The sequence below is a fragment of the Nonomuraea thailandensis genome (assembly GCF_024172165.1).
Taxonomy (GTDB): domain Bacteria; phylum Actinomycetota; class Actinomycetes; order Streptosporangiales; family Streptosporangiaceae; genus Nonomuraea; species Nonomuraea thailandensis.
On record NZ_JAMZEB010000002.1, the window covers coordinates 4,746,288 to 4,760,455 of the forward strand.

Annotated in this window: 14 protein-coding genes; 12 read left to right on the forward strand and 2 right to left on the reverse strand. The window is 74.6% G+C overall.

Annotated features, from left to right (window positions below; genetic code table 11):
- Genes HD597_RS25375 through HD597_RS25390 form a run of 4 tightly spaced genes read left to right on the forward strand, consistent with a single transcriptional unit; the run spans position 1 to position 2,948 of the window.
- Complete coding sequence (locus HD597_RS25375; RefSeq protein ID WP_253745214.1) at positions 1-195, forward strand: hypothetical protein; 195 nt, start codon at positions 1-3, stop codon at positions 193-195.
- A complete protein-coding gene (locus tag HD597_RS25380) occupies positions 192-980 on the forward strand; it encodes an LLM class flavin-dependent oxidoreductase (RefSeq protein WP_253745215.1) in 789 nt (262 codons plus the stop codon). Before HD597_RS25375 ends, HD597_RS25380 begins: the two co-directional genes overlap by 4 nt.
- Positions 970-2,070 (forward strand): LLM class flavin-dependent oxidoreductase, encoded by a 1,101-nt coding sequence (locus tag HD597_RS25385; protein WP_253745216.1) that lies wholly within the window; start codon positions 970-972, stop codon positions 2,068-2,070. Before HD597_RS25380 ends, HD597_RS25385 begins: the two co-directional genes overlap by 11 nt.
- Positions 2,067-2,948 carry an ABC transporter substrate-binding protein gene (locus HD597_RS25390; RefSeq protein ID WP_253745217.1) on the forward strand — a complete coding sequence of 294 codons (882 nt, stop codon included), beginning with the start codon at positions 2,067-2,069 and terminating at the stop codon, positions 2,946-2,948. Before HD597_RS25385 ends, HD597_RS25390 begins: the two co-directional genes overlap by 4 nt.
- 91 nt (positions 2,949-3,039) lie before the next feature.
- On the opposite strand, the gene HD597_RS25395 is transcribed toward HD597_RS25390, so the two are convergent.
- Both HD597_RS25395 and HD597_RS25400 read right to left on the reverse strand, forming a co-directional pair.
- Positions 3,040-4,569 carry an FAD/NAD(P)-binding protein gene (locus HD597_RS25395; protein ID WP_253745218.1) on the reverse strand — a complete coding sequence of 510 codons (1,530 nt, stop codon included), beginning with the start codon at positions 4,567-4,569 and terminating at the stop codon, positions 3,040-3,042.
- 174 nt (positions 4,570-4,743) lie between these two features.
- The gene (locus tag HD597_RS25400) at positions 4,744-6,078 is read right to left on the reverse strand and encodes a lanthionine synthetase LanC family protein (RefSeq protein ID WP_253745219.1); all 1,335 of its coding nucleotides are present in this window, start codon (positions 6,076-6,078) and stop codon (positions 4,744-4,746) included.
- A gap of 168 nt (positions 6,079-6,246) precedes the next feature.
- On the opposite strand from HD597_RS25400, the gene HD597_RS25405 reads away from it, so the two are divergent.
- Genes HD597_RS25405 through mtnB form a run of 8 tightly spaced genes read left to right on the forward strand, consistent with a single transcriptional unit; the run spans position 6,247 to position 14,162 of the window.
- Positions 6,247-7,272 (forward strand): BMP family ABC transporter substrate-binding protein, encoded by a 1,026-nt coding sequence (locus tag HD597_RS25405; protein ID WP_253745220.1) that lies wholly within the window; start codon positions 6,247-6,249, stop codon positions 7,270-7,272.
- Positions 7,269-8,948: an ABC transporter ATP-binding protein gene (locus HD597_RS25410; RefSeq protein ID WP_253745221.1), complete on the forward strand. Its 1,680-nt coding sequence runs from the start codon at positions 7,269-7,271 to the stop codon at positions 8,946-8,948. Before HD597_RS25405 ends, HD597_RS25410 begins: the two co-directional genes overlap by 4 nt.
- Positions 8,945-10,057 (forward strand): ABC transporter permease, encoded by a 1,113-nt coding sequence (locus tag HD597_RS25415; protein ID WP_253745222.1) that lies wholly within the window; start codon positions 8,945-8,947, stop codon positions 10,055-10,057. The genes HD597_RS25410 and HD597_RS25415 overlap by 4 nt, the downstream gene beginning before the upstream one ends.
- Positions 10,054-10,926 (forward strand): ABC transporter permease, encoded by an 873-nt coding sequence (locus HD597_RS25420; RefSeq protein ID WP_253745223.1) that lies wholly within the window; start codon positions 10,054-10,056, stop codon positions 10,924-10,926. The genes HD597_RS25415 and HD597_RS25420 overlap by 4 nt, the downstream gene beginning before the upstream one ends.
- Positions 10,923-11,927, forward strand: a complete 1,005-nt coding sequence (locus tag HD597_RS25425; RefSeq protein ID WP_253745224.1) for a s-methyl-5-thioribose-1-phosphate isomerase — start codon at positions 10,923-10,925, stop codon at positions 11,925-11,927. The genes HD597_RS25420 and HD597_RS25425 overlap by 4 nt, the downstream gene beginning before the upstream one ends.
- Positions 11,924-12,871 (forward strand): nucleoside hydrolase, encoded by a 948-nt coding sequence (locus tag HD597_RS25430; RefSeq protein WP_253745225.1) that lies wholly within the window; start codon positions 11,924-11,926, stop codon positions 12,869-12,871. The genes HD597_RS25425 and HD597_RS25430 overlap by 4 nt, the downstream gene beginning before the upstream one ends.
- A complete protein-coding gene (mtnC, locus tag HD597_RS25435) occupies positions 12,868-13,533 on the forward strand; it encodes an acireductone synthase (protein ID WP_253745226.1) in 666 nt (221 codons plus the stop codon). The genes HD597_RS25430 and mtnC overlap by 4 nt, the downstream gene beginning before the upstream one ends.
- Positions 13,530-14,162, forward strand: coding sequence for a methylthioribulose 1-phosphate dehydratase (gene mtnB / locus HD597_RS25440; RefSeq protein ID WP_253745227.1), 633 nt, complete (start codon positions 13,530-13,532; stop codon positions 14,160-14,162). Before mtnC ends, mtnB begins: the two co-directional genes overlap by 4 nt.
- Positions 14,163-14,168: the final 6 nt, after the last annotated feature.

The following is a 14,168-nucleotide window of genomic DNA, read 5'->3' on the forward strand; positions in this document are numbered from 1 at the left end:
ATGCCCGTCCTGCTCATCTCCGGCAGCCCATCGTCCGCCTCCCGCACCGCGCTCCCGCTCGACCACCCGGCAGGCCGGCTGGTCCGGCCCAGCACTGTCCCGCGCCTTCGCGACCTGCCCGCCGAGGCCCTGCTGCGCGGGGACACCGCCCATCCCGAGCCGGCCCGCGCCACCGATCCGGTGGCCGCGGCATGACGGCGCACAGCAGCGCGCGCTTTCACGTGGTGCTGCCCACCAGGAGCCCGGCCGCCACCGAGCTGCCCGCGTTCGTCACCGACGTGCGGCCGGTGCTCGCCGACCCCGCCGGGCGGGCCGCCGTGGCCGCGGACCTGTCCGGGTGGGCGGGCGCGCTCGTGCCCTTCGACCCGGACGGGCAGGAGTCGCTCACCGTCGCCGCCGACGCCCTGCGCCGCACCCGCCACCTGCGTGTCGTCGCCGAGTTCCACCCGGCCGTGGCCACCCCGGTCTACGCGGCCAAGCTGTCGGCGTCCCTGCAGCGGTTCGCCGCCGGACGGCTCGGCTGGCGGCTCGCCGTGGACATGGATCCGGCCGTGGCCAGGGCGCAGGGCGACTTCCTGACCGGCGCCGCCCGGCTCGCCCGCGCCGACGAGTTCCTGACCGTGGCCAAGGGCGTCTGGGACGGCGGCCCGTTCGGCTTCGGGGGCGACTTCTACGAGGTCGCCGCGGGCGGCTTCGGCGCACCGCTGTCGTCCTCGCCCTTCCCCGAGGTGCACCTGACGGGCACCTCGCCCGAGGCTCTGGAGCTGTCGCGCCGCCACGCCGACGTGCACGTCTTCGCACCCGGCGACGACCTGGCCGCGCTCATCCCCGAACTGCCGGGCCTGCGCTACGGCGTGCACCTGTCCTCGATCGACGCCGCCGACGGGTACGCCGCGCTCGGGGTCACCGAGTTCTTCCTCCGGACCGACGACGTCTACCGCCTCGGCGAGCACGTGAAGGAGCGGGCTCTTGACCGTTGACATCTACTGGCGCATCCACATGGAGGGCGACCAGCCCTCGCTGCGCCGCCGCGTCCGCAGCCGCGGCGGTTTCGCCCCCGGCGGCACCGCGCCCGGCATCAGGGACGGCCGGGACGACGGCTACAGCCACGCCGACTACATGGCCGAGGTCGCCAGAGCCGCCGAGGAGAGCGGCTTCGTCGGCGGGCTGCTGCCGAACTTCCCGCACACCGACGACCCGTGGGCCGCCGCCGCGACGCTGGCCCGCGAGACCACCTCGTACCGGTTCATGATCGCCTTCCAGCCGGGATTCCTGCACCCCGTACAGGCCGCGAGAATGACGGCCACGCTCCAGCGGGCCACCGGCGGCCGGATCGTCTACAACGTCATCTCCGGCGGAGGCGGTCCGGCCCAGCTCTGGTGGGGCGACAAGGTGGACCACGACGACCGCTACGCGCGGACCTCGGAGTTCCTGGACGTGCTCAAGGGCGTCTGGCACGGCGGGCACACCCACCACGGCCGCTTCTACCGGGTGGAGAACGCGGGGCTGCCGGAGGAACTGGCCGGGCAGCCCTTCCCCGAGATCTTCTTCTCCGGCTCCTCCCCCGCCGCCATCGACGCCGCCGGCCGGCACGCCGACCACTACCTGTCGTGGCTGGAGCCCTTCGAGGCCCTGGCCGAGAAGTTCGACGCCGTGCGCGCGCACAGCGCCACACCGCCCCGCTTCGCCGTGCGGGTGGACCTGCTCGCCAGGGAGAGCGAGGAGGAGGCGTGGGCGGAGATCGAGCAGGGCTGGCAGGCCAGGCCGCGCGGGAACGACGTCAGCCAGGGCGACTCCGTCGGTGTGCGACGCAGCCGCGCCTTTCTCTCCGGAGCCGGTGACGACCCTCGCGCCCTGGAGGTCGCTCCCAACGTGTGGGGCGGGTTCGGCCAGTTGCGCGACGGCCCCGCCTTCGGCCTGGTCGGCGACTACCACCAGGTCGCCGGACGCCTCGACCAGCTCCTGGACCTGGGTGTGGACGCCTTCATCCTGGCCGGGATCCCCCACCTCGAAGAGGCCCGCCGCGTGGGCCGCCACGTTTTGCCGCTACTGAAAGGACGTACCTCATGACCGCCAAGGTCGGCTTCTTCCCGCAGAACAACACGCTCTGGGTGGCCCGCCACCGCGACCTGCTGCCCGGCGCCGAGTGGGTGGACCTGAACACCCTCGGCCGGGGCGAGCGCGTCGATCCCGCGCGGGCCCTGCCGTCCGCGCACGGCGATCACCTGTTCGACGGCGGGTACGACTTCATCGGCACCGGCTCCACTCCCCCGGTCACCGCCCAGGCCAAGGGTCACGACATCGTGTACGTGGCGATCTCGGAGCCGCGGGTCGAGAACGGCCGCCTGGTGGTGCGGGACGACTCCCCGATCGGGTCGGTGGCGGAGCTGAAGGGCAGGCGGGTGGCGCTCGGGCACGGCTCCTGGCAGACCACGCTGCTGTTGCTGGCCCTGGAGCGCGAGGGGCTCGGGTGGGGCGACATCGTCCCCGTGGACGCCTACGGCAACGCCGCCGAGCTGCTGGTGAACGGCGAGGTGGACGCCTGGGTGGGCTCCTACCCGTACCTGACGCCGGTCGAGTCGCGCACCCGCACGCTGGTGGAGACCGACGGCCTGTTCAGCCACCGCTCGCTCTGGTTCACCCGCCGTGACTTCGCGCGGGAGCGGCCGGAGGAGCTGGCCGGGATCGTCGCCGCGCTGCAGCGGGCGGATCGCTGGACGGAGCAGCACCCGCGCGAGGCCGCGGCCCTGTTCGACGGCGACCTCGACGCTTGGGAGCACGCGCTGCGCACCCGCCCGTGGGGGCTGCACCCGGTCAGCGAGGAGTTCGTCGCCGAGCAGCAGCACGCCGCCGACCTGTTCCACGCCAACGGGCTCGTCCAGCGGAAGATCACGGTCGCGGACGCCGTGCTTCCCGAGATCGGCGAGCTGGTGGCGCGAACCCGGTGATCCCGGCCTGCCGCCGCCGCGGGGCAGCCGTGGGGTCACCAGGTGCTCGTCTCCACGGTGGCGGGATCGCGTTCTGTTGAAGGGCGCCGTGTCAGGCCGCCGCGTGCGCCGGCGCCCTGGACACCTGGGACAGCACGGCTCGCGCCACCGCGTCGGCCCGGCACAGCAGCGTCGCCGGGCCGTCGTTTGCCGTACCGCCCGCGACCAGGGAGCCCAGGGCGAAGCGGCGGCCGTGCACGGAGCCGTCCCCCGTGATCAGCCGCCCGTCGGCCGGGCGCACGTCCAGCAGGCCGGCCGCTTCACGGCACTCGCCCCGGGCGAACAGGCCGGCGATCAGCGGATCGGCGCTCCCGGCCGGCGCGGGGCGGGGCCGCGCCTCCATGAGCGTCCGCGCCCTCGTCACGCCGGGAACGGTGGGGCTGCTCGCCCGCCAGCCGCCGTCGTCCTGCTCGACGCGCGGCTCGGCGCCGATGAAGGTGACGATCCCCGCCCTGGCCAGGGCGTGCAGCTCGGCCTGGCGGTCCAGGGACGGGCCGTCGGCCAGCAGGCCGGACAGCCCGTCGAACCACGGATCGCCCGCCATGCGGGAACGCGCGTCCTGCAGCGCGCGGACCAGCGCCAGGTCGGGGCTGAAGGCGGGGTCGGCCCGCCGCTCCAGGTCCGCCGCGAGGTAGCCGTGCATCCACCGCTGCAGCCCGGGCAGGTCACCGAAGCGCATGCCGTGCAGCGGCCGCTCCAGCCGGTCCAGGTGGAGCCGGTCGGCGAAGCGCGGCACGGACTTGGTCACCAGGGCGCGCATCTCCTTGCCGCCCGGCTCGGCGCGGGCGAAGGCGGGCTCGAACGCCGCCCACGTCGTCCTCGTGCGGGACGGGTGGGCGGTGAACAGCTCCTGGTAGTAGGCGTACGCCAGCTCCTTGGCCGTCGCCTGCCGCGCGTCGCCCTCGCACGGGAACCGCCGTGTCCGAGCCTCGCCGGCCAGGCGGTACCCGGGACGGGCGTGGTGGGGCACGCCGCGCCGCGAGCCCGCGTACAGGAAGGGTTCGAAGCCGCCGGGCAGGTAGACCGGCTCGCCGCGGCGTCCCCGGGTGAAACGGCCGCCGCGCCCGACGGTGAGCGGCGCCAGCAGGTCGATGAACGCGCGTCCCGCGCCCCGCACCAGCACCGGCTCGCCTGCGGGCACGTTCTCCAGGTGCTTCTGATCTGACCCGCTGGGCAGGTGGAGCAGCCCGTGCCGGGCGGCGAAGAGCGCCTCTTCGCGCTCCGCCGGCCCGAGCGGGACGCCGGGGCGGCTCTGTGCCAGCACCACGGCGTCCGCCCCCAGGGTCCCGCCTCCCAGAAGCCGCACGAGCTGCCTGCCCGCCGACTCGCTGAGCCCGACCGCCCGGTCATGATGGACGTGCACGCGGACGCCGCGTGGCGCGTCGTGCACGGCCCGCCCGCCCGCCGGAGCGGCGTCGCTCGCTCGTTCCGGCCCGGGCGCCCCGGAGTCCACCACGTGGATCTCCACCGCGTGCCCGTTGCCCGGTCGTGGAGCGTGGGCGCAGATCCTGTCCACCACGCACGTCCCGGCCGGTCCCGCGCCGATCACCACGATCGCGCCCACCGCGCGCCCTCCCCGCATGAGTCCGTGTCCTCACCTCACCGGCGGCCTTCTCAGGGGCGTCCGGCGCCTTGCGTTCCGGAGGTGATCAGTGACACCGGGCGCTGGCGACGCGGCCGAAGTCCACGTACGCGCGGGTGACCAGCGGGAGGCAGTGACTCATGATCATGACGTTACACGGCACTCTCCCTATAGTCAATTATCCCTACTGGATATACATGGAATAGGGAGTGCGGGAAAGGGATTGTCGGGCAGGAGCAGCACCCTGCGCGCCCGATCGGGCTGCCCGGCCGCGTCCAGGTGCAGCAGGGCCGCCCCTATGCCCGCGGCGCCGGTCATGTAGCCGGTGTCCGCGCTCACCTCCCCGGGCCGCACCCGGCGATAGGCCTGATACCAGCGGTAGCCGCGCCCGTCGTGGTCGTCGGCCCTGGCCACCAGGTCGGCGGCGAGAGTGCGGGCGAACTCCAGGCAGGAGGCGCGCCCCGTGACCGCCCACAACCCCACGAACAGCTCCACCAGGCCGGCCGTGCCGCAGCACTGGCAGGCCGAGTTCCAGTAGCCCGGCGTCCGGCGCGGCGGGGCGGAGCTGTCGACCACGCCACGGGCGAGGCGCTCCACCCAGTCGAGGTCGCCGGGGTCGCCGGTCACCCGGTGCAGCTCGTAGAACATCCTGGCCACCCCGGCCGCGCCCGAGCAGAAGCCCGCGTAGTACAGCTCCCCGGACTGCGGCACGTGATGCGGGACCAGGGCCCGGCCGTCGCCCGTCACGCTCACCTCGCGCACGAAGCGGGCTCCGCTGCGAGCGGCGCGCAGGAAGCGCTCGTCTCCGGTCACCCCGTGCAGGCGGGCCAGGAGGAAGGCGATCCCGGCCGAGCCGGTCAGGAAGCCGGGAGTGATCGCGTCGGAGGGCAGGCCGTCGAGGCCGCCGTGCCGGTGACCGGGCACGGGCAGCCCGGCGATGCGCAGGCCGGCGCTGACGGCCGCGGCCTCGTACGCGGGCTCGCCGAACCGGGCGGCGGCGCGCAGCAGGCCCAGCACGATGCCGCCGTCGCCGCGCTGGGCGGGGTCGAACGTCCAGCCGAAACCGTCCACGCGGGTGCGGCCGCTCTCAACGATCAGGTCGGCGATGGCCGCCGCCTCGGCGTCGAGCCGATCATCCTCGAGCACCCAGCCGGCCTCCATCAGCGCGATCATCGTGCCGGTCACCCCGTGGTGCAGGGTCAGGTCGTCCTCCCGCCGCCAGGTGGCCGCCAGCCATCGCGCGCCGTGCCGCGCGTCCTCCAGGTACCCCCCGTGCCCCGTCGCGGCGGCCAGCTCCAGGAAGAACAGCACGACCCCGGCCGCTCCCGAGTACAGGGAGTGCGGCCGTGGCCGCAGCGCCGACCGGCCGTGCCGGTCGGGATTGGCCCGCCAGTGCCTCCCGTGCCCGTCGTCCACGGCGGCGGACCTGATCCAGCGCGCGGTCGAGATGGCGGCCGTCATCGGAGAGTGGGCACGAGCGCTCATCGGGCGCATCTCGTCCAAGCTCATGGCCGGGACTATGGCACATCTCCGGCAGCATCGCCGGATTTTCCTATTATTTCCATAGGTTTTGTTGGGATTCGGGACCCGTGCGCCGGACCTCGCGGCGGGCGGACCCATGGACGACGCGAGAGAATGCGACTTTTCCTACCTAATATGCATGTTATTCTCGCTCGCATGCGCACCATCCCTCCTGCGGCCATCCTGGCCACCGCCGCCCTCACGCTGACCGCGTGTGGCGGGACCGGCCGGCCGGCCGCCTCCGCCCCCACCGGCAAGTCGGTCATCCTCATCACGCCCAACCCGGTGGGGACCAACAGTTTCCTCCAGCTCAGCGTCAAGGGCGCGGAGGCGGCGGCCAAGGAGATCGGCGCCTCGTTCAAGCTGTACGAGAGCAAGGACCCGACCAGCATCGCCCAGAACCTCGACGCCGCCGTCAGGGCGAAGCCCACCGTGATCGTCGGGGTCAGCTTCTCGTTCGACGACCTGTTCGCCACCGTTCCCCGGCAGCATCCGGACCGGCAGTTCCTCCAGGTCGACTCCTGCGCCAAGGAGCAGGCGGCCAACCTGACCTGCGTGTCCTTCAAGGAGCACGAGGCCGCCTACCTCGCGGGCGTCGAGGCCGGGCTGCTGAGCGAGAGCGGCAAGCTCGGCGTCGTGGCGGCGATCGACTCGCCGTTCGTGCACCGCTGGATCGAACCGTTCTTCGCCGGGGCCAAGTCCGTCAGGCCCGAGGTCACCGGCACGCCGCTCTACGTCGGCGGCAGCAACCCGTTCAGCGACCCGGCGCGGGCCAAGTCGCAGGCCCAGACGCTCACCGGGCAGGGCGCCGACATCGTGGCCGCCGCCGCGTCGGCCGGCAACCAGGGCGTCTTCGAGGCCGTGGCCGCGGCGAAGGCCAAGTCGTTCGGCGTGGACGTCAACCAGTGTGCCCAGAGCCCCGGCAACGTCATCGACAACGTGCTCAAGCACGTCGACGTCGCCGAGAGCGCCGCCATCAAGGACATCGCCGCCGGCAGGGCGGGCGGCGTCAAGGTGTACGGGCTGAAGGAGGGCGGCGTCGGCGTCAACGCGCTCGGCGACGACCTCGCCTCGTCCGGCTGCACGGTCGCGGGCAGCTCCGACGTGGTCGCCAAGGTCAAGCAGGTCCGCGACGACATCGTGGCCGGTCGCGTCACCGTCGCCGACCCGCTGGCCGGATGAACGTGCCCGCCGTCGAGCCGCCGGGCCGCACGAGCGTTCCCGGCGGCGGGCCGGGCCGCGTCAGCGTCCCCGCCGTCGAACTGGTCGGCATCACCAAGCGCTTCGGCGGCGTGACCGCCAACGACGGCGTCGACCTGGCCGTGGAGCGCGGCGAGGTGCACGCCGTCGTGGGCGAGAACGGCGCCGGCAAGTCCACCCTCATGTCGATCCTGTACGGCCTGCACCGGCCCGACGCCGGGCACATCCTGCGTGCCGGAACGCACATGCGGCTGCGCTCCCCCGCTGACGCGATCGCGCACGGGCTCGGCATGGTCCACCAGCGCTTCCGGCTGTTCCCCGGGCTGAGCGTGGCCGAGAACGTGGTCATCGGCGCCGAACCGATGCGGCGTGGCGTACTCGACCGCGCCGCCGCCCGCCGCTCGGTCGCTGACCTGGCCGAGCGGTACGGGCTCGGCGTGGACCCCGGAGCCCGCGCCGGCGACCTGCCCGTCGGAACGCGTCAGCGGGTGGAGATCCTCAAGGCCCTGTACCGGCGGGCCGAGGTGCTGATCCTCGACGAGCCCACCGCCGTGCTCACTCCGGGGGAGGCCGCCGGGCTGTTCCGGATGGTGCGGGAGCTGGCCGGTGAAGGGGTTTCCGTACTGCTGGTGACGCACAAGCTCAACGAGGTGCTGGCCGCCGGGGACCGGGTCACGGTGCTGAGGGGCGGCCGGGTGACGGGACGGTTCCCGACAGCGGGCACGTCGGCCGACGACCTGGTCCGCGCGATGATCGGCCGCTCGCTCGCCACCGCTCCGGCCACCGTTGCCGAGCCGGCCGCAGCCCCGTCCGCCGTTACGGACGCGGCCACAGCCCCGGCACCGGCCGCCGTTACGGAGTCGGACACAGCCCCGGCGCCGGCCGCCGCGTCCGCGAAGCCGGCCGGCCCGTACCGGCTGGAGGTGCGCGACCTGCACGTCCGCGACCGTGACGGCGTGGCCGCCGTCGCCGGGGTGTCGTTCGGGGTGCGGCCCGGCGAGATCGTCGGCATCGCGGGCGTCGCGGGCAGCGGGCAGCGCGAGCTCGTGGACGCCGTGACCGGGCTCCGGCGCCCGCACTCCGGCGCGGTGCTCCTCGACGGGCGGCCCGTGGGCGGCTCCAGGGAACGGCGCGTGGCCTACGTTCCCGGCGACCGTGCGGGGCGCGCCACCGCTCCTGACCTGTCGCTGGCCGACAACCTGCTGATGGGAGACCAGCACGGCTTCCTCCTCGACCCGGGCGGGGTCCGCCGCCGGGCGACCGCCCTGGTCGAGCGGTTCTCGATCAGGGCCGCCTCCGTGCGGGCGCCGATCGCGCAGTTGTCCGGCGGCAACGCCCAGAAGGCGGTGCTGGCCAGGGAACTGTCCAGGGACACGCCCGTGCTGGTGGTGGAGGAGCCCACGCAGGGTGTGGACGTGGGCGCCCAGGAGCAGATCCATGCCCTGCTCGCCGCCGCCCGCGACGCCGGGCGGGCGGTGCTGCTGCTGTCCAGCGAGCTGTCCGAGCTGCGGGCGCTCGCCGACCGGGTGCTGGTCATGTTCGAGGGCCGCCTGACCGCCGCCCTCCCGGTGACGCGAGCCACGGACGAGCGGCTCGGCGCCGCGATGACCGGCGCGGCAGCGGCCGTCCGGGAACCGGCCGGGGAGAGCACCGGATGATCTCCCTCCGGCCGGGCGACTCGCCCTCCACGCCCGGCGTTCCGCCCGCCACGCCTGGAGCTCCGCCCGCCGGCGTGCGCGCGCGTGCCGTCGCCCGGCGGATCGCGGGCGCGCCCGCCGCCGTCTCGCTGGTGGGCGCGCTCCTGCTGACCACGCTCGTCATGCTCGCCGTCGGCGTCGATCCGGCCCTCGCCTACCCCGCCCTCCTGCGCGGCGCGCTCCTGGACGGCAACCTCGAATACACCCTGGCCGCCTACGTCCCCACCCTCGGCATGGCCGCGGCGTTCGCGATCCCCCTCCGTGCGGGCGAGTTCAACCTGGGCGGCGACGGCCAGCTCGCGCTGGGCGGCATCACGGCCGCCGCGCTGGCCCTGTCCACGGGGGGCGCGGGGTCGTTCGCCGTCCCGCTGGCCGGTGCGGTGCTGGCGGGCGCGCTGCTCGCCGCCCTGTCCGCGCCCCTGCGCACCCGGCTGGGCGTCCCCGCCATCGTCAGCACGCTGCTGCTGAGCGCGCCCGCGGTGTCGCTCGCCTCCTACCTGGCCCGCTTCCCGCTGGCCGAGCAGGGGACGGGCCTGGCGCAGACGCCGCTCCTTCCGGACGCTGCCCGCCTGCCGGCGCTCGGCGGCAGCACGTACCTGACGATCGGGCTGCCCCTGGTGGCCGTCCTGGCGGTGCTGTGGCTGTTCGCCGACGCCCGCACGGTCCCGGGGTACGAGATCCGCGCCCTCGGCGCCAACCGCGAGTTCGCCCGGTACGGCGGCGTTCGGGTGAACCGGCTGGCCGCGCTGACCCTGGCGGCGGGTGGCGCGTTCGGCGGGCTGGTGGGCGGACTGATCGTGCTGGGCGCCCCCTACCGGTTCGTGGACGGCGCGCTGACCGCGCCCGGCTACACCTTCACCGCGATCGCGGCGGTGCTGCTGGCGGCGGGCCGTCCCCTGGCGGTGCCCGCGGCGGTGGCGTTGCTGACCATTGTGCAGGCCGGCGGCCAGGGGATGGAGCGGGAGGCCGGCGTGCCGAGCCAGCTCACGCAGATCGTGCAGGGCCTGATCATCGTGATCGTCGCGGTGGCGGCGGTCGCGAGGGCCCGGTCGCCGAGGAGGCAGGCGTGACGACGTTCCTGGCGGCGGTGCTGACCGCCACCGCGCCCGTCGTGCTGGCGGCCCTGGGCGGCCTGCTCTGCTCGGTGTCGGGCGTCTTCAACATGGCGCTGGAGGGCCAGCTCCTGTGGGGCGCGTTCACGGCGGTGCTGTTCAGCCATCTGACGGGCAGCGCCTGGCTGGGCGTGGCGGGCGCGGTGCTGTGCACCACCCTGTACGCCGTGCTGTTGTCGGTCCCGGCGGTGACGTTCCGCGCCGACCCGGTCGTGGTGGCCGTCGGCACGAACCTGCTGGCGCTCGGGCTGACCGCGTTCCTCATGCGGCGGATCTTCGGCAGCGGCGGCACGTTCGGCGCCCCGGACCTCGCGGGGCTGCCGACGCTGGCCGCGCTCGGGCTCGACGTGCCCGTGGCGGGCTCGCAGTCGCCGCTGGTGCCGCCGGCGTTCCTGCTGGTGGCCGCCATGGCCTGGTGGCTCGGCCGGGCCCGTTCCGGGCTGCGGCTGCGCGGCATCGGGCAGCACGCGGAGGCGGCCGAGTCGATCGGGCTGCGGGTGCCGCTCTACCGGCACGCGGCGGTGCTGGGCGCCGGCGCGCTGTGCGGGCTCGGCGGGGCGCAGCTCGCGCTGGGCAACGTGACGCTGTTCAGCGAGGGGATGAGCGCGGGGCGCGGGTGGGTGGCCGTGGTCGCGGTCATGCTCGCCGGCGCCCGGCCGTGGCAGGGCCTGGGGGCCTGCCTGCTGTTCGGGGCCGCGGAGGCGCTGGGGTTCCGGTTGCAGGGGCTGGGGCTCCCGCAGCAGGCCGCCGACGCGGCCCCGTACCTGATCACGCTGCTGGCCCTCGTCGTCGTGGGGGCGGCACGACGGAAGGAGACACCGGCATGACCGGTCCCGTACTGGCCGATTCCGTGCGGTTCGCGGGAGACGCCGTGGAGATCCTCGATCGCCGCGTCTACCCGTTCGAGGTGAGCTGGGTGCGCTGCGCGACCAGCGAGGACGTGGCGGTCGCCATCGAGCGGATGGTGACGCAGAGCTCCGGGCCGTTGTTCGCGGCGACGGCGGGCATGGTGCTGGGGGCGCGCGAGGCCCGGCACGAGCCGCCGGACCGGGCGGCCGAGCGGCTGCGCGCCGTGGGAGCGCGCCTGGTCGCCACCCGGCCGACGAACAACCACATCAGGGACGCGGTGCACGCCGTCCTGTCGGCGACGGCCGGAGCCGGGCTGGCAGGGGACGAGCTGGTCGTGGCGGTCGAGGCCGCGGCGCGGGCGCACGACGACGGGTATCGCGCCCGCAGCGCCGCGCTCGGCGGGCACGCCGCCTCGCTGCTGGCCGACGGCACCCGCGTGCTCACGCACTGCTGGGCCGACGCCTACCTCATCGGCACCGTACGAGCGGCGCAGGCGGCGGGCAAACGGCTGGAGTTCGTCTGCACCGAGACCCGGCCCTACCTTCAGGGAGCCCGCCTGACCGCGGCCACCCTGGTCGAGATGGGCTACCGGCCGACGCTCATCACGGACGGCATGGTCGCCGCCGCGCTGTCGGACGGCCTGGCCGACGTCGCGCTGACCGCCGCCGACCGCGTGACGCTGGACGGCCATGTGATCAACAAGGTCGGCACGCTCGGCGTCGCGCTGGCGGCGAGCGCGTTCGGCGTGCCGTTCTACGCGCTGGTCGACGCGCCCGACCCGCAGGCGCCGACCGCCGGCGACGTGGTGATCGAGCGGCGCGACGGCGACGAGGTGCTGCACACGCTCGGCCGCCGCACCGCCGCCGTCGGCGTGCGCGGCCACTATCCGGCCTTCGACGTGACCCCGCCCCACCTGGTGACCCGCATCGTGACCGAACGCGGCGTCCACCAGCCCGACCAAGTGAAGGAGAGCCTGTGAGACGCGTCGTGGTCGACACCGACACCGGCATCGACGACGCCCATACCCTGCTGTACCTGGCGGGCCGGCCCGACGCCGAGATCGTCGCGCTCACCTCGGTGTACGGCAACTGCACCGAGGAGGACGCCACCCGCAACATCGGGTACGTCAACGGCCTGCTCGGCCTGGACGTGCCCGTGGCCAGGGGCGCGGCCGAGCCGCTGCGCGGCCCCGCGCACATCGCCGGGTACGTGCACGGCAAGGACGGCCTGGGCGACCTCGGCCGCGACCGGCCGCTGCCGCGGGTGACCGCCGAGTCCGGCCCCGAACTGCTGGTACGGCTGGCGAACGAGCAGCCGGGCGAGCTGGACCTGCTGGCCCTCGGCCCGCTCACGAACCTGGCGCTGGCCCTGCGCCTGGACCCCGAGCTGTTCACCAGGTACCGCTCGGTCGTCTTGATGGGCGGTTCCGGCCCCTACGCCCCGCCGGGCACCCTGCTGATGATCGACGCCAACGTCAACAACGACCCGGAGGCGGCACGGGCGGTGTTCGCGGCGCCGCGCCGCGAGCTGGTCATGGTGGGCGTGAACGTGACGGCCGGCACCATCCTGGACGAGCGCGCCATCGCCGCCCTGCGGGCCTCCGCCACGCCGGTCGCCCGGTTCGCGACCGGGATCCTGGACGCCTACCTGGACTTCTACCAGAACGAGTGGGGCCGGCGGATCATCCCGCTGCACGATCCGCTGGCCGCGGGCGTGCTGCTGGACCGCACGTTCGCGACCGCCTGGACCGACGGGCCCGTCAACGTGCGCGGCGACGGGTTCCTGTGGCGGGCCCGGCTGATGCGCACCCACGACGGGCTGCCGCCGGCCTTCCCGTACGATCCCGCGCCTCCCACGAGGGTGATCACCGCCGTGGACGCGCCCAGGTTCGTGACCGACTTCGTGGAGGTGCTGACCCGATGACCACCATCGTGCTCGACATCGAGGGGACGACCAGCTCGACGCAGTCCGTGCACGTCGGCCTGTACGCCTACGCGCGGCCCCGGCTGGGCCCGCACCTCGACGCCCATCGTGACGACCCCGAGGTGCGCGCGGTCCTGGCCGGGATCGGCGCGGGCGGCACCGCCGAGGCCGTCGAGGTGCTGCACGGGTGGATGGACGGCGACGTCAAGGCCACCCCGCTCAAGACGTTGCAGGGCCGGATCTGGGCCGAGGGGTTCGCGGCCGGCGAGCTGACCGCCCACTTCTTCCCCGACGTGCCGCCCGCGCTGCGCGCCTGGCACGCCGCCGGGCACCGGCTGGCGGTCTTCTCCTCCGGATCGGTGGCCGGCCAGCGGCCGTGGTTCCGCCACGCCGCGGACGGGGACCTGTCGGTGCTGGTCTCTCACTGGTTCGACACCGTCAACGCCGGACCGAAGCGCGAGCCGGCCTCGTACGAGCGGATCGCCGCGACGCTCGGCGAGCCGTCCGGGCTGCTGTTCCTGTCCGACGTCCCCGCCGAGCTGGACGCCGCCGCGGCGGCCGGCTGGCGGACCATCGGCGTTCGGCGGCCGGGCGAGCCGAACGCCGCCGCGCCCTTCGGCCCCCGTCCCATCGTCACGACCTTCGAGGAGATCCACCCATGAGCAGCATCGAGATCGCGCTCACGCCCGAGCAGGTGCGCGCCGCGGGCGGCCGGCTGGCCGTCGAAGCGGCCCGCTTCACCGGGTACGGCTGGATGCGCGGCACCTCGGGCAACATCTCGGAGGTGGTCTCCCGCGAGCCGCTCCGGCTGGCCGTCACCGCCAGCGGCCTGGACAAGGGCGAGCTGCTGGCCACCGACGTGGCCGTGGTCGGCCCGCGCGGGGAGGCCGTCGCCGTGGCGGGGGTCGAGCCGCTCAGGCCGTCGGCCGAGGCCGGGCTGCACGCCCGCGTGGCGGCGCTGACCGGCGCGGACGCGATCGTGCACGTGCACGCGCTCAACGCGGTCGTGGCCGGTCGGCGCTGGCCGGGCGGGGTGCTGCTGCGGGACGTGGAGACGCTCAAGGGCATCGGCCGCCTGGCCCACGACGACGAGGTCGTCATCCCGGTGATCCGCAACAGCCAGGACATGGAGGAGCTGGGCGACCGGTTCGAGGCGGCCCACGACCCGCGCACGCCCGCCGTCATCGTGGCCGACCACGGCCTGTACGCCTGGGGCACCGACCTCAAGCACGCCCGGCACGTCACCGAGTGCGTGGAGTGGCTGCTGGCGTACGCGCTGGCCACCGCCTGACGTCGC

Bases quoted from the DNA above. Each gene is read 5' to 3' on its own strand.
- HD597_RS25375 (WP_253745214.1), top strand. From the start codon at position 1: ATGCCCGTCCTGCTCATCTCCGGCAGCCCATCGTCCGCCTCCCGCACC.
- HD597_RS25380 (WP_253745215.1), top strand. From the start codon at position 192: ATGACGGCGCACAGCAGCGCGCGCTTTCACGTGGTGCTGCCCACCAGG.
- HD597_RS25390 (WP_253745217.1), top strand. From the start codon at position 2,067: ATGACCGCCAAGGTCGGCTTCTTCCCGCAGAACAACACGCTCTGGGTG.
- HD597_RS25395 (WP_253745218.1), bottom strand. From the start codon at position 4,569: ATGCGGGGAGGGCGCGCGGTGGGCGCGATCGTGGTGATCGGCGCGGGA.
- HD597_RS25400 (WP_253745219.1), bottom strand. From the start codon at position 6,078: ATGAGCTTGGACGAGATGCGCCCGATGAGCGCTCGTGCCCACTCTCCG.
- HD597_RS25405 (WP_253745220.1), top strand. From the start codon at position 6,247: ATGCGCACCATCCCTCCTGCGGCCATCCTGGCCACCGCCGCCCTCACG.
- HD597_RS25410 (WP_253745221.1), top strand. From the start codon at position 7,269: ATGAACGTGCCCGCCGTCGAGCCGCCGGGCCGCACGAGCGTTCCCGGC.
- HD597_RS25415 (WP_253745222.1), top strand. From the start codon at position 8,945: ATGATCTCCCTCCGGCCGGGCGACTCGCCCTCCACGCCCGGCGTTCCG.
- HD597_RS25425 (WP_253745224.1), top strand. From the start codon at position 10,923: ATGACCGGTCCCGTACTGGCCGATTCCGTGCGGTTCGCGGGAGACGCC.
- mtnC (WP_253745226.1), top strand. From the start codon at position 12,868: ATGACCACCATCGTGCTCGACATCGAGGGGACGACCAGCTCGACGCAG.
- mtnB (WP_253745227.1), top strand. From the start codon at position 13,530: ATGAGCAGCATCGAGATCGCGCTCACGCCCGAGCAGGTGCGCGCCGCG.